At 72.3% G+C, this 14,225-nt stretch carries 13 protein-coding genes; 6 read left to right on the forward strand and 7 right to left on the reverse strand.

The genetic code is table 11. The features are described from left to right. The first annotated feature begins 128 nt into the window (after window positions 1-128). Window positions 129-1,517: an MFS transporter gene (locus H293_RS0112270; RefSeq protein ID WP_020118177.1), complete on the forward strand. Its 1,389-nt coding sequence runs from the start codon at window positions 129-131 to the stop codon at window positions 1,515-1,517. 49 nt (window positions 1,518-1,566) lie between these two features. Here the strand turns inward: H293_RS0112270 and H293_RS0112275 are convergent, their stop codons facing one another. From H293_RS0112275 to lnt, 4 genes are all read right to left on the reverse strand, one after another. Next, window positions 1,567-3,486, reverse strand: a complete 1,920-nt coding sequence (locus H293_RS0112275) for a helix-turn-helix domain-containing protein (protein WP_020118178.1) — start codon at window positions 3,484-3,486, stop codon at window positions 1,567-1,569. 66 nt (window positions 3,487-3,552) lie between these two features. Then, window positions 3,553-4,353, reverse strand: a complete 801-nt coding sequence (locus tag H293_RS0112280) for a 3-hydroxybutyrate dehydrogenase (RefSeq protein WP_020118179.1) — start codon at window positions 4,351-4,353, stop codon at window positions 3,553-3,555. 54 nt (window positions 4,354-4,407) lie between these two features. Then, the gene (locus H293_RS0112285; RefSeq protein WP_020118180.1) at window positions 4,408-4,887 is read right to left on the reverse strand and encodes an NUDIX hydrolase; all 480 of its coding nucleotides are present in this window, start codon (window positions 4,885-4,887) and stop codon (window positions 4,408-4,410) included. Between the two features lie 67 nt (window positions 4,888-4,954). Further along, window positions 4,955-6,568 (reverse strand): apolipoprotein N-acyltransferase, encoded by a 1,614-nt coding sequence (gene lnt / locus H293_RS0112290; protein WP_028807776.1) that lies wholly within the window; start codon window positions 6,566-6,568, stop codon window positions 4,955-4,957. A gap of 227 nt (window positions 6,569-6,795) precedes the next feature. Between lnt and H293_RS0112295 the strand changes: the two genes are divergently transcribed. Beyond that, the gene (locus tag H293_RS0112295; RefSeq protein WP_078612566.1) at window positions 6,796-7,824 is read left to right on the forward strand and encodes an O-antigen ligase family protein; all 1,029 of its coding nucleotides are present in this window, start codon (window positions 6,796-6,798) and stop codon (window positions 7,822-7,824) included. Window positions 7,825-7,839: 15 nt separating this feature from the next. Here H293_RS0112295 and H293_RS0112300 read toward each other — a convergent pair whose 3' ends face one another. After that, a complete protein-coding gene (locus H293_RS0112300) occupies window positions 7,840-8,388 on the reverse strand; it encodes a hypothetical protein (RefSeq protein ID WP_020118183.1) in 549 nt (182 codons plus the stop codon). Between the two features lie 89 nt (window positions 8,389-8,477). After that, a complete protein-coding gene (locus H293_RS0112305; RefSeq protein WP_020118184.1) occupies window positions 8,478-9,266 on the reverse strand; it encodes a glutamate racemase in 789 nt (262 codons plus the stop codon). Between the two features lie 57 nt (window positions 9,267-9,323). Here H293_RS0112305 and H293_RS0112310 point away from each other — a divergent pair, with 57 nt between their 5' ends. Continuing rightward, window positions 9,324-10,502, forward strand: a complete 1,179-nt coding sequence (locus tag H293_RS0112310) for a glycosyltransferase (RefSeq protein WP_028807777.1) — start codon at window positions 9,324-9,326, stop codon at window positions 10,500-10,502. A gap of 4 nt (window positions 10,503-10,506) precedes the next feature. Here the strand turns inward: H293_RS0112310 and H293_RS0112315 are convergent, their stop codons facing one another. After that, window positions 10,507-11,712 carry a TerD family protein gene (locus H293_RS0112315; RefSeq protein WP_020118186.1) on the reverse strand — a complete coding sequence of 402 codons (1,206 nt, stop codon included), beginning with the start codon at window positions 11,710-11,712 and terminating at the stop codon, window positions 10,507-10,509. A 297-nt stretch (window positions 11,713-12,009) separates the two neighbouring features. Between H293_RS0112315 and H293_RS0112320 the strand changes: the two genes are divergently transcribed. The 3 genes from H293_RS0112320 to H293_RS0112330 all read left to right on the forward strand — a co-directional run bounded on the left by H293_RS0112320 (window position 12,010) and on the right by H293_RS0112330 (window position 14,144). Continuing rightward, the gene (locus tag H293_RS0112320) at window positions 12,010-12,447 is read left to right on the forward strand and encodes a DUF6643 family protein (protein ID WP_020118187.1); all 438 of its coding nucleotides are present in this window, start codon (window positions 12,010-12,012) and stop codon (window positions 12,445-12,447) included. Window positions 12,448-12,488: 41 nt separating this feature from the next. Then, window positions 12,489-13,316, forward strand: a complete 828-nt coding sequence (locus tag H293_RS0112325; protein WP_020118188.1) for an MOSC domain-containing protein — start codon at window positions 12,489-12,491, stop codon at window positions 13,314-13,316. Window positions 13,317-13,538: 222 nt separating this feature from the next. Further along, window positions 13,539-14,144, forward strand: coding sequence for an Rv1733c family protein (locus H293_RS0112330; RefSeq protein ID WP_028807778.1), 606 nt, complete (start codon window positions 13,539-13,541; stop codon window positions 14,142-14,144). The last annotated feature ends 81 nt before the right edge of the window (window positions 14,145-14,225 follow it).

Genomic DNA, 14,225 nt, shown 5'->3' on the forward strand with positions numbered 1-14,225 from the left:
CAAGCCGGCATGGTGGCCGCACGCATAGTGAACCCTCGAACTATGTTGCCGCGCCACATGTGCGCCTGACGTGCGGATTCCTACGGTGTGGCGACACGCAAACGTCCCCACCCCAGGAAGTGGTGCCGATGTCGTCGCCCGCAGCCGCTCCATCAGCCCCCGCCAGCCTCAAGCGCATCGTCGCCGCCAGCCTCATCGGCACCACCATCGAGTGGTACGACTTCTTCCTCTACGGCTCCGCGGCCGCCCTGGTCTTCAACAAGCTGTTCTTTCCCGACTCCGACCCGCTCGTCGGCACCCTGCTGTCCTTCCTGACGTACGCCGTCGGATTCGCCGCCCGTCCGCTCGGCGCCCTGGTGTTCGGGCACTACGGGGACCGGCTCGGACGTAAGAAGCTGCTGGTCCTGAGCCTGCTGCTGATGGGCGGGGCGACTTTTGCGATCGGACTGCTGCCGACGCACGCGACCGTCGGAGCGGCCGCTCCCGTGCTGCTGACCGTTCTGCGCCTGGTCCAGGGCTTCGCGCTCGGCGGAGAGTGGGGCGGAGCCGTCCTGCTCGTCTCCGAGCACGGCGACGCCCGGCGGCGCGGCTTCTGGGCCTCGTGGCCGCAGACCGGCGCTCCGGCCGGGCAACTCCTCGCCACGGGTGTGCTGTCGCTGCTGACCGCCGTTCTGTCGGACACGGCGTTCGGGAGCTGGGGCTGGCGGATTCCCTTCCTGCTTTCCGGCGTCCTGGTCATCGTCGGCCTGTGGATCCGGCTGTCCGTCGATGAATCCCCCGTGTTCAAGGAGGCGTTGGCCCAGGCGGAGGCCCGCAAGGCGGCGCGGGACGGCGTGGCCGAGAAACTGCCGCTCGTGTCCGTGCTGCGCCACCACTGGCGCGACGTGCTGATCGCGATGGGCGCGCGCATGGCGGAGAACATCAGCTACTACGTCATCACCGCGTTCATCCTCGTCTACGCCACCACGTCCGCCGGCGTGTCCAAGCAGACGGCCCTCAACTCGGTGCTGATCGCCTCGGCCGTGCACTTCGCGGTGATCCCCGCCTGGGGCGCTCTGTCGGACCGCGTCGGCCGGCGCCCCGTGTACCTGCTCGGCGCGGTCGGCGTCGGGCTGTGGATGTTCCCGTTCTTCTCGCTCGTCGACACCGGCGGCTTCGGCAACCTGGTCCTCGCGGTGACCGTCGGACTCGTCCTGCACGGCGCCATGTACGCGCCCCAGGCGGCCTTCTTCTCCGAGATGTTCGCGACCCGGATGCGGTACTCCGGTGCCTCCATCGGGGCCCAGTTCGCCTCCGTCGCGGCAGGTGCCCCGGCCCCGCTCATCGCCACCGCGCTCCTCTCCGACTACGGCAGCTCCACCCCGATCGCCCTCTACGTCATCGCCGCGGCCGTGTTGACGGTCGTCGCCGTCGGTGTCGCCAAGGAGACCCGCCACCGGGACCTGGCCGACGTCGAGCCGGACGCCGAGCCCGAACTGGCGGCCAAGTCCCCCGCGGCGGACGCCCGGACCGTCTGAGCCCGGCTCCCCGAGCCCGACCGGCCCCCGCACGCCCGGCGTGCGGGGGTCAGTGCCGTGGCGGCGCCGACAAGCGGTACAGCCGCAGCGCGAGCTGGATCTCCAACGCTCGGGAAGGGCTCTGCCAGTCCTCGCCGAGCAGACGGCCCACGCGCTCCAGGCGCTGGGCGACGGTGTTCACGTGGACGTGCAGCTCGTCCTTGGTGCGGGCCGGGCTCATCCCGCAAGCGAAGTAGGCGTCCAGGGTGCGCAGGAGGTCGGTGCCCCGCCGCTCGTCATAGGCGACCACCTGGCCGATGGTCCGCTCGACGAAGCCCGCGATGTCCCGGTCACCGGCCAGCAGAAGCCCGAGGAAGCCGAAGTCCTCGGCGGCCGCGCCGTCCCCCGAGCGGCCCAGAAGGCGCAGCGCGTCGAGGCAGCGGCGGCCCTCCTCGTAGGCGGCGGCCACGGCGTCCAGGTGGGCCACGAGGTCGCGGACCGGGGCGGAGGCGCCGACGGTCACCGCCTCGTGGACGGCCGTGCCGAGGTGTCCGGCGGTGCGGCGGGCCAGCTCGGTGGCCGTGTCCCCGTCGGTGAGGGGCAGCAGCAGGACGGTGCCGCCGTCGCGGGCGGCGGCCAGACCGTGCCGGGTGGCGGCGAGGTGGGAGGCCGCGGACCACAGTCGTCTGCGGGCGGCCGCCTCCTGGTCGGCGTCGGGCGCCGGGCCGTCGAGACGGGCGGCCAGCACGACGTGGGTGGCGTCGAGGTCGGCGTCCAGCCGGGTGGCCCGCTCGCGCAGCAGACGGGGGTCGCGGTCCCGGGCGTCGAGCAGGTCGTCCAGGAGCTCGCCGCGCACTCTCTGTTCGGCCTCGGCGGCGGAACGTCTGGCCAGCAGGAGCAGCGAGGTGACCATCGCGGCGCGCTCCAGGGTGCGCTGGTCCACCGGGTCGAGCCCGGGGTGGCCGCGCAGTACGAGGGCGCCGAGGAGTTCGCCGCCGGCGGCGACCGCGGCGATCCAGTCGTCCCCGTGCCGTACGGCGTGGCCCTCGGCCCGGGATGCCTCCAAAGCCTCGGTGGGCGCGATCTCGGTGAACTCGACCGTGCCGTCGAGGATCTCCGAGACGGCCGCCGCCACGTCGTGCACCCCGCCACCGCGCAGCACCAGTTCGGCGAGCCGGTCGTGGACCTCTGAGGCGCGCTCGATCACACCGCTGTGGTCCCGGATGATCTCGTTGGCCCGCTCCAGTTCGGTCAGGGCCGAGCGGGTCTCCGTGAGCAGGTTCGCGGTGTCGATGGCGGCCGCGGCCAGCGCGGCGAACGACCCGAGGAGCGCGATCTGCTCCCGCTCGAAGACCCGGGCACGCCGGTCCGCCGCGAACAGCACGCCGATGACGTGGTGCCCCAGCGTCAGCGGTACGCCGAGGATGGCGACCAGGCCCTCGTCCCGGACACCCGAGTCGATGGTGAGGGTGTGCTGGAAGCGGTCGTCCTTGAAGTAGTCGTCGGTGACGTAGGGGCGGGCGGTCTGGGCGACCAGTCCGCCGAGCCCCTCGCCCATCCCGAGCCGCAGCTGCTGGAAGCGGGCCGCGACCGAGCCCTCGGTGACCCGCATGTAGGTGTCGCCCCGCACCGGGTCGTGCAGGCTGAGATAGGCCACATCGGTGCCGAGCAGGGAGCGGGCGCGCTGCACGATGGCCCGCAGCACCGCGTCCAGGTCCCGGAGCCCGGCCAGGTCGTGGGCGGTCTCGAACAGGGCGGACAGCTCGGCCTCCCGCCGGCGCCGGCCCTCCAGCTCGGAGCGCACGCGCAGGGCGACCGCCTTGGCCTCTTCCAGCGCGGCGATCCGCTCGGCCGGCCTTCCCTCGGCGCGGGCGATCAGCACGGGCTGTTCGTAGGCGTCGGCGGACGCGCCCCTGGCCAGCAGTTCGAGGAAGGGTGCCTCGGCGCTGCCGGCGGGGCGCACGACGGACTGCGGGTGATCGCTGGACATGCCCCCAGGATTGCTCATCGCACGCTCACCCCGTCAGGCCTGTGGAAAACTCCTGTCCGGTGCCGTTCAGTGCGCGGTCCAGCCGCCGTCGAGGACGAGTGACGTACCGGTGACGAAGGAGGCGTGCGGGCCGCACAGGTAGGCCACGGCCTCGGCGACCTCCTCCGGCTCGATGAGCCGCTTGAGCGCGCTGTCCTGGAGCAGCACCTCGGACACCACCCGCTCCTCGGGGATGCCGTGCGCCCGGGCCTGGTCGGTGATCTGCCGCTCGACCAGTGGGGTGCGCACATAGGCGGGGTTCACACAGTTCGAGGTCACGCCGTGGGGGGCGCCTTCGAGGGCGGCCGTCTTGGACAGACCCTCCAGACCGTGTTTGGCGGCCACATAGGCCGCCTTGTAGGCCGAGGCGCGCAGGCCGTGCACCGAGGAGACGTTGACGATCCGCCCCCACCCCTGTCCGTACATGTGCGGCAGGGCGCCGCGGATCAGACGGAACGGTGCCTCCAGCATCACGGTGAGCACCGTGTGGAACACCTCGGGCGGGAACTCCTCGATGGGGCGTACCAGTTGGATGCCGGCGTTGTTGACGAGGACGTCGGTGCCCGCCGCGGCGTGCTCGGCGGCGTCCAGGTCGGTGAGGTCGAGGACGTACGGTTCGACGGTGCCCGCCAGCCCCGTGGCCCGCTCGGCGAGCGTGTCCAGGCCGGCCGCGTCCCGGTCGACCGCTCTCACCTTGGCCCCGGCTGCCGCGAGCCGCAGCGCGCAGGCACGGCCGATGCCCCCGGCGGCGCCGGTGACGAGGGCGGTGCGGCCGCCGAGGTCGAGTGCGGGGGCGTGGGGGCCCTGGTGGGCGCTGCTGCTGGTCATGTTCCGACCCTAGGCAGCGCCCGACCCTGACCACATGTGGTTAGGGCCCATACTTCACTTGGAACTCGTGGGGTCGAACCATGTGGGTGCGTCCATCAGCGCTTGCTTGATCCGCAACATCCCGAACTCGTTCAGCTCCGGCAGGGCGTCCACCGCGAACCAGCCCACCTCGAGAGACTCGTCGTCGTTCACCCGGGCCTCGCCGCCGACCGCCCGGCAGCGGAACGCGATGTCCATGTACTGGCAGATGTCGCCGTTGTCGTACGTCACGGGCCTGAGCGCCTGGACCACGACGACCCGCTCGACGACGCAGTGCACACCCGTCTCCTCCTCGACCTCCCGCACCGCGCAGGCCGCGGGCTGCTCCCCTGGTTCCGGGATGCCGCCGAGCAGCGACCACTTGCCATTGTCCGAGCGGCGGTTGAGCAGCACTCTGCCCTCGTCGTCGAAGACGACGGCGCTGACGCCGGGGAGCCAGAGGTGGTCGTGGCCGATGGAACGCCGCAGGGTGCGGATGAAGTCAGGAGTAGCCATGCCTCGACCCTAACGGGCCGCCTTCATGGCTCAAGTGATCTTTCCGGGACGTACGGCCTACGTGCGCCTACGCGCCTTCGGCGCGACGCGTGCGCACTCCGGCGCCGACGGCCCAGCCGAGCCCGCCCGCGGCGACCAGCACCAGAGCCATCTCCGGCAGGATGCCGAGCCGGGTCGCCGGGGTCTGCGTCGACCTCAGCGGCACCTTCTGCACCAGCGAGTCGGCCACGAACATGCCGGTCCTCTGGGTGATCCGCCCGTCCGGCATGATGATCGCGCTGACGCCGCTGGTCACCGGCACCGTGACGGTCCGGCTGTGCTCCACGGCGCGCACCCGGGACATCGCGAGCTGCTGGTAGGTCATCTCGCTGCGGTCGAAGGTCGCGTTGTTGCTGGGCACGGAGATCAGCTGCGCGCCGTCGGTCACCTCGGAGCGCACGGCCCAGTCGAACGCGGCCTCGTAGCAGGTGACCAGGCCGACCTTGGCGTTGGCCATCTGGAAGACGCCCGGCTTGCTGCCCCGGCTGAAGTCCTGGCGGACCATGGAGGTCCAGTTCTTGTTGATCGCTCCGACGAGCCCCCGCAGCGGAAGGTACTCGCCGAACGGCTGGATCTGCCGCTTGTCGTAGGTGTCGGTGGGTCCCTTGACCGGGTCCCACAGGATCTGCTCGTTGTAGAGCTTGCCGTCCCGCTCGACGACGCCGCCCACGGAGATCGGTGCGTCGATGGCCTTGGCCGCCTGTTCGATGACGACGGCCGCGGTCGCGTCGGCGAAGGGGTCGACGTCCGAGGAGTTCTCCGGCCACAGCACGATGTCGGGCCTGTCGACCTTGCCGGCCTTCACCTCGGCGGCCAGCCGCTCGGTCTCGCGCGCGTGGTAGTCGAGCACGGCCCGCCGCTGGGCGTTGAACTCCAGGCCCGCGCGCGGCACGTTGCCCTGGATGGCGGCGACGGTCACGGTGCCGTCCTCGGCCTTGTCGCTCACCAGCGTCCGGGCCGCGAGTGCCCCGACCACCGGCACGGCCACGCTCAGCAGGGCCACGGCCGCGGCGGGCCGCCGTACGGCACCGGTGCCCCGCCGCTCGACGACCAGCCGCACGATTTCGTACAGGCCGAAGCCGCACAGGACGACGCCGAAGCCCAGGACGGGCGTACCGCCCACCGCGGCGAGCGGCAGGAAGACACCGTCGGCCTGCCCGAACGCGATCTTGCCCCAGGGGAAGCCGTGGAACGGCGCACGCGCGCGTGCCGCTTCTCCGGCGATCCACACCGCGGCCGCCCACACCGGCGCACCGGGCAGCTTGGAGACGGCGGCGATGCCCACGCCCACCAGCGCGACGAAGATCGCCTCGATCGCCACCAGGGCGAGCCAGGGCCCGGCACCCACCTCGACGCCGGTCCACACCAGCAGCGGCAGCAGAAAGCCCAGGCCGAAGAGGTAACCGAGACCGAAGGCCGCCTTCCAGCCACGGCCGCGCAGCACCCAGCCGAAGACGGCGAAGGCGGGCAGGGCCAGCCACCACAGGGTGCGGGGCGGGAAACTGACGTAGAGCAGCACTCCGGAGAGCGCCGCGGCTGCGGCCGGGACAAGACGGCGGAGCCGGACGGCCCAGCGGGAGGCGGGCGCGGACTGCGGTTCCAGCCGGTCCGACTCGTCCACGGAAGTTGCGGTGACGGTCACTCCGGGAGTGTACGGCGGTTGACCTCGGCGTCCACAGCGCGGTCCGCCCGGTGACCGTGACGCCGCCCACGCGCCGCGCCGGAAGATCCCGCACAACTCGTCCACAAATCGTCCATCAGCCGTTACGGTGTGCCGGAGTCCCTGTCGTACGGGCCGTCGGCGGCCGGGCGGCGGGGGCCACAGGTCGGGGGACCGGGGTTTCGGGGGGCGGGGTGGGTTCCACGGGGATGACGTCTGTGGCCGGGTCCGAGAAGGACGGCGACAGACGAAACGTTTCTGACGGGGTGGGCGTCCTGGTGCTCGGCGCCTGTGCCGGCTGGTCGCTGATCACAGCGGCCGCGCACGACGGTCGTCCGGAGGGGGTGCTGCTCGCCCTGCTGGCCGTCGCCGCGGGATACGCCGCCGGCCGGATCTCGGGGGCGCTGCTGCCGGTCGCCGCTCCGTGCGCCGCCGCGCTGACCGGAGTGGCCCTGGCAGCCGGGCTCCCCCGTCTCACGCCCGGACCGGAGATCGTCGGACCCCTGGGTCACGCGGGCGCCACGGCCGCCCTGCTGACACTCGCCACCGGTGCCGCGTGCTGCGCCGCCTGGACCACTGCCTCCCCCACCTTCCGCGTCCTGCTGCGGCTGCTGGCCGCCGGTATCGTGGTGGCCGCGGCCGCCCTGGATTCGGTGTCCGGGCTGGTCACCTGTGCGGCGGTGCTGCTGTCCTCGCTCGCCGCGGGGCGGACGCGCCACCGCGGCCCGGGCCTCGCCGTTCTCGCCCTCGCCGCGACCGCGGCGACCGGCCTGACCTGGGCGGTGGCCGGGAACGCGGTGCCGGACGGGCTCACCGAGTCGCTGCGCGGCCGACTCACCCCGCACCGGATAGAGCTGTGGCACGACGCCCTCCACCTGGCCCGCGAGGACACCGCCCTCGGTGTGGGTCCGGGCCGCTTCGGGGAGCTCAGTACGACGGCGGCCCAGTCCCTGGCCCCCGACGGGAAACCGCACTCCGCACCGCTTCAGATGGCCGCCGAGCAGGGGGTGATCGGAACGCTGCTGCTGGCCGCGGCCTTCTGCTGGCTGCTGTACGCGCTGTGGCGCTCTCCCCGTCCCACGCCGGTCGTCCTCACCGCGGCCGCGGCCCTGACGGTACTGGCGGCGATCGCCGCGGTGGGCAACGCGCTGAGCTTCACCATGGTGTCGGTGGGCGTCGGGCTTCTGGCGGGCCTGGCGACGGCCCACCCGCTGACCGACGAACCGGCCCGGAAGTGACCGGTCGGCCCGGTCTCAGCGTCGCGGACCCGGAGCCCTCGGCCGCAGCCGGTCGCGGATGATGCGTACGGCGGACTCCGCGTCGTCCACCGTGACCGTGAACGTATGGCCGTCCCACAGTTGGAGGACCACACCCTCACCACGGCGTACGACGACGGCGGTCCCCTTCTCGGGGCGCCAGCGATAGCCCCAGCCGCCCCACTGCCGCGGGTTGACGTGCGGGACGAACTCGGCTCCGGCGACATGGGCGAGCGGGATGCGGCGGCGCGGCACACCGATGTGGCCGCAGCGCACTTCCAGGGAGTCCATGTCGACCTTGAGGGCGACATGGACGAAGGCGAGCGTGAGGAAGAGGACCAGCAGTCCGGCCGCGATGCAGCCGACCACGGACATGACCAGCGGAACCACGCCTGAGGTCCACGCCGAGTCGACCGCGAGCTCGACGCCGAGCGCCACGATCGCGGCACCGCCGAGCGCCAGCAGCCACTGGATCCGGTTGGAGGCGCGGCCGGTCCAGACGTCGGTGTGGTGCGAGGAGTGCTCGCCGTGGAGGTGGTCCCTCATGTCTATGAGGTTACTCAGGTTTCCCCGTGCGGCTACCTCGTCGCGCAGAGTAACTGCTCCGGGCAGGGCTTTCCGGCCGTCCGCGGCGGTCAGCGGGCGGGCGTGGCCGACCGCAGGAGCCGGCCCTCCGCGTAGGCCAGGGCGGGGGCGGGCAGGGCGGCGCCCTCGCGCCCGCTCAGCAGCACGGTGAGGGTGCCGGTGGCCGCGGCCTCGGGCGCGGGCTGCTCGCCGATCCGGCGCAGTGCCTGGGCGGCGACCGCTCCGGCGGAGCCGTGCAGGACGAGCGGCGGACGGCCGGGGCGCTGTACGGCGGCGCGGATGCGCTCGGCGACCAGTTCGTAGTGGGTGCAGCCCAGGACGACGGTCGTCACGTCCTCGGGGGTCAAAGCGGCGGCCGCGGCGACGGCGGCGTCGATGGCGGCCTCGTCGGCGTGCTCCACCGCCTCGGCGAGACCGTGGCAGGGCACCTCGGTGGCCGGCACCCCGTCCGCGAACTCCTCGAGGAGACCGCGCTGGTACGGGCTGCCGGTGGTGGCGGGCGTCGCCCAGATGGCGAAGGGGCCGCCGCCGGACGCGGCGGGCTTGATCGCGGGGACGGTGCCGATGACCGGCAGATCCGGCTCCAGACGGGCGCGCAGGGCCGTCAGGGCGTGCACGGTGGCGGTGTTGCAGCCGATGATCAGGGCCTCGGGACCATGGGCGGCGGCGGCCTCGGCGAGGGTGAGCGCGCGCCCGATGATGTCGTCCGGGGTCCGGGGACCCCACGGCATGCCGTCGGGGTCGAGGGAGAGCACGACATCGGCGTCGGGGCGCAGTCGCCGTACCGCGGCGGTGGCCGCCAGCAGACCGATTCCGGAGTCCAAGAGCGCGATCTTCACCCGGCCACGATAGACGATGAGCCCTTGGAGGCCGGTTCCGTGGGGCAGACTGCGCGCGTGAGCGCCATCGCGTGGACCGCCGCCCTGTCCCTCGCCGCCTGGCTGTGGCTGCTGCTCTGCCAGGGGTTCTTCTGGCGCACGGATGTGAGACTCCCGCCGGAGCGGGAGCCGGCGGCCTGGCCGTCCGTGGCCGTGGTGGTGCCGGCTCGCGACGAGGCCGAGGTGCTGCCCGCGAGCCTTCCCTCCCTCCTGGCCCAGGACTATCCGGGGCGGGCGGAGGTCTTCCTCGTCGACGACGGCAGCACGGACGGCACCGGAGAGCTGGCACGCGAACTGGCACGCCGGGCCGGCGGACTCGCGCTGACCGTGTCCTCACCGGGTGAGCCGCCGTCGGGGTGGACGGGCAAGCTGTGGGCCGTACGCCATGGCATCGGCCTGGCACGCGCGCGTGACCCCGAGTACCTGCTGCTGACGGACGCCGACATCGCCCACGAACCGGACAGCCTGCGGCGGCTGGTCGCCGCCGCGCACGCCGGGGGCTTCGACGTCGTCTCGCAGATGGCCCGGCTGCGGGTGGAGAGCCTGTGGGAGCGGCTCGTGGTGCCGGCGTTCGTCTACTTCTTCGCGCAGCTGTATCCGTTCCGCCGGATCGGCAGAAAGGGTGCGCGCACCGCGGCCGCGGCGGGCGGCTGTGTCCTGCTGCGCGCCGAGGCCGCCGAGCGGGCGCGGATCCCGGACGCCATCAGGCACGCCGTCATCGACGACGTGGCCCTCGCGCGGGCCGTGAAGGGCGGGGGCGGCCACATCTGGCTGGGCCTCGCCGAGCGGGTGGACAGTGTGCGCCCTTATCCCCGGCTGCACGACCTGTGGCGGATGGTGTCGCGCAGCGCGTACGCCCAGTTGCGCCACAACCCTCTTGTGCTGTTCGGAACGGTCCTCGGGCTCGCGCTGGTCTATCTGGTGCCGCCGGTCGCCGTCGTCACGGGCCTGGCTACGGGGAGCGCGGCGACCGTGATTCCCGGTGCTCTCGCGTGGCTCGTCATGACGGGGACGTACCTCCCGATGCTCCGCTACTACCGGCAGCCGCGGTGGCTCGCTCCCCTGCTGCCGTTCACCGCGTTCCTCTATCTCCTGATGACGGTCGACTCGGCGGTGCAGCACTACCGCGGGCGCGGCGCGGCCTGGAAGGGCCGCACCTACGCGCGCCCCGACGCCGCCGTCGGCGAGGAGCGGTGAGGCCTCACTTGCGGCCCGGTGTCCAGTTCATGCCCCAGCCGTAGACCTGGTCCACCGTCCGCTGCGGGCTCACCCCGCGGTCGGGCACCAGATAGCGGGCCTCGCGCTGCACGACCAGGTCGTCGCCGGTGTTGGTGATCAGGGCCAGCGCGCACACCGTCGAGGGCACCGTGCACTCGTCGAGGGAGAAGTCGATGGGGGCGCCGTACTGCGGCTGGAGGGTGACCGTGGCGTGCAGGTCGGCGAAGGAGCGCGCGCCCTCGTAGATGGTGACGAAGACGAGGATGCGCCGGAAGTCCCGTGTGTGGTCGAGGTTCACGGTGAGGTTCTCGCCGCTCGCCACGGCACCGGTGCGGTCGTCGCCGTCGAGGTGGATGTACGGCGGCTGGTGCAGGGCTCCATAGGCGTTGCCCAGCGCCTGGACGACTCCCTTGCGGCCGTCGGCGAGCTCGTACAGGGCGCACAGGTCGAGGTCGAGGTCGGCGTGCATGGCCACCGCGCGGCCGCGCTTGCTGCCCCAACCCGAAAACTGTTTACGCACCTGCCAGTTGAGGTTCACGCGCATCGCGCCCGAGGTGCCGCCCTGTTTCGCGAGGGAGACTGAGGGAGCCGCCTTGGTCAGCGTGACTTTGGAAAGGCGGACCGGTTGCGAAGAAGGGGTGGGTGGTGGTGCCACCGGTGCCGCCTGCTGGGGCTCGTCCACGGTGATCCCGAAGTCCGTTGCCAAGCCTTCCAGTCCGCTGTCGTAGCCCTGACCGACGGCGCGGAATTTCCAAGCGCCCTGGCGGCGATAGAACTCCCCGAGGACGAAAGCGGTTTCTACGGTCGCACCCGTGCTGCCGAACCGCGCCGCCACGGTTCCCCGTGCCTCATCCCGCACCTCGATGTAAAGATCCGGAATGCCGGCGAAGGTCCCGCCGTCCGCGGAAGCGGCGAGCACGACGGTCTCCACCGACGGCTCCACGCGCGCGAGATCGACGAGCAGCGTGTCGGTCACCCGGCCGCCGTCGGTCCGTTTGCCCTCGTGGCGGACGGCTCCGGAGGAGTGCTGCGGCTGGTTGTAGAAGACGAAGTCGGCGTCGGAACGGACCTTTCCGCCGACGAGCAGCAGGGCCGAGGCATCCGCGTCGGGGACCCCCGGCCCGGAGCGCCAGCCCACTTCGACGCGCAGTGCCGTCGTGGGCACCGGCGCGTTCGACCCTTTCGGCATTGACATGTCCGCCCCCATCAGCTGTCGGCAGGCCAGGACGCGCCCCGGCGGTCCCTGGAGTTCTTCCCGCACAACCTATTCCCCCGGGCCGGCGAACTCCCATCCCGCGCACAGGAAGATCGCCGGGCAACCGGCGGTAACCCGCTCGGAACTCGGCCTTTACGAGGATGGGACCTGGATTCGCGTCCTTTTTTGCCGAGTTCGCTCGCATTGGGGGTCCCGCGTCACTGCCGACACGGAAAACAACCCTCTTATCGGTCTCCCCAACCAGCACATCGTGGGCTTAACTTATGTGCCATGACCTCCCCCCGCTCCACTTATGGCGGCGGCTACTACTCCGCCTCCTTCCCGGACACTCCGATCTACGACTCACTCGTGGCCGAGCGGGGCACCCCGCAGATCGCCCCGATCCGGGTGCCGGCCGCGTACGACGTCCCGGCAAGCCACCTGCCCGCGCTGCCGTCTTCGCTGCCCGCTCTTCCCGCGGGTCCCTCCTACTCCTCCTACGGCTATCCGCAGGCGCAGCAGCCCGCTCCGCTGCAGCAGGCGCCCGCGGCGTACATCCCGCAGCAGGCCGCCGCGCCCCGCGGTTACCCCGGACCGCAGCAGCAGCAGCGTCCGGCCGGCCCCGGCATGGGCACGGGCTACGAGGCGATGCGCCCCGCGGCCCCCCGGCCCGCTCCGGCGGCTCCCTACCAGGACCCGTACAACAACCAGCAGTACCGCGGGTACTGATCCCCTCCCGGGCTGTCGGTGCCACCTGGCACGATGGCCCCATGGGGAATGCACAGCTGTTGTCGATCCACGTCCATCCGGTCAAGGCGTTGCGGAGTCTGGCACTCCAGGAGGCCGCGGTGGAGCCCTGGGGACTGGCCGGAGACCGGCGCTGGGCGCTGGTCGACGACGGGGGAAAGGTCGTCACCCAGCGACAGCACCCGCGCCTCGCGCAGGCCGCCGCCGAGCTGCTGCCCGGCGGCGGTGTCATGCTGTCGGCGCCCGGCGTGGAGCCGCTGGCGGTGCCGGTCCCCGAGCCGGGTGAGACCGTCACGCTGGACATCTTCGGGGACAAGGTCGAAGGGGTGCTCGCCGCCGACGCGGCCGCGCACGCGTGGTGCAGCGCATACCTCGGCGCCCAGACCCGCCTCGTCCACATGGACGACCCCGCCAGACGCCGTCCGGTCGAACCCGAGTACGCGCTGCCGGGCGAGACCGTCACCTTCGCCGACGGATATCCGCTGCTGCTGACTTCAGCGGCGTCCCTAGACGCCCTCAACTCCCTGATCTCCGAGGGCCGACACGCGGCCGAGGGCCCCCTGCCCATGAACCGCTTCCGGCCGAACGTGGTCGTGGGCGGCACCGACGCCTGGGCCGAGGACGACTGGTCGCTCGTCGCCATCGGGGACGTCACCTTCCGAGTGGCCAAGATGTGCGGGCGGTGCGTGGTGACCACCACCGACCAGGACCGCGCCGTCCGCGGCAAGGAGCCCTTGCACAGCCTGGCCCGGCAGCGCCGCTTCGGCAGCGAACTCGTCTTCGGACAGAATCTGGTGCCCCGCTCCCGCGGCACGATCCGGGTCGGCGACCCGGTCACGATCCTCGAATAGGGAGCGGGCGGAGGGTCGAAGCAGCGGCCTTCGGACAAAGTTCCGCCAAAGATCCACCCGGCTCCCGCCGACGGGAACACCGCCCGGGGGCCCACACGTTAGGGCCTTCGTGAGGAGTTCATGAGAGGACCGGCCGCAGGTGATTTCGCTCTCTCTTCGGCCGGTCCCGCACGTGAACGACTCCGTCCGGGGTTATCACGGAGCGGGAAGGGGGTGCGGACGGTGCGAGCGATCAGTGGACTCTGGCGTTGGCGGCGCAACCCGCTGCGCCGTGGGACCGACCTGGCCGAGGCCTGGGCCGCCCTCCTGGCCCTGCTGCTGATCCTGGTCCTCGGGCCGGTGATCGGCGCCGTCACCGGGCATGCGGCCCAGGGCGCGCTCCAGCGGTCGGTCCGTGAACAGCAGGATTCCCGGCGGCAGGTGACGGCGACCGTGATCCGCACACTGGAGCGCTCGCCGCTGGACGCCGACCCCGAGGCCACCGCGGGGCGGAGTCCGCGCACCCGCGTGGTGGCCGACTGGACCGCGCCGGACGGCACCACGCACCACGGCACGGTCATGGCCGGTCTCCAGATGCCGCACCGCGGCGACCACTTCCGTCTGTGGACGGACCTCCACGGACAGATCGCGGCCCGGCCGCTGGACTCCGCCACCGCCACCACCCATGCCGTTCTCGCGGGCACCGGGGCGGCTTTGCTGACCGCGGGCCTGACAGAGGGCGTCAGGCGGCTCGCCGTCTGGCGCATGGTCCGTCGCCGGTACGCCCGTTGGGACCAGGCCTGGGACCGCGCGGGCCCGGACTGGGGCCGAACCGGCACCGGCAGCTGACGGCCTTGCTGCTCTGGTCAACCCACCGCCCGCGCGCACGCTACGGTGGACCGGCCGAGGTTCCTCGGCAGCACAAACCCG

It is taken from the genome of Streptomyces canus 299MFChir4.1, from assembly GCF_000383615.1.
Classification (GTDB): Bacteria; Actinomycetota; Actinomycetes; order Streptomycetales; family Streptomycetaceae; genus Streptomyces; species Streptomyces canus_C.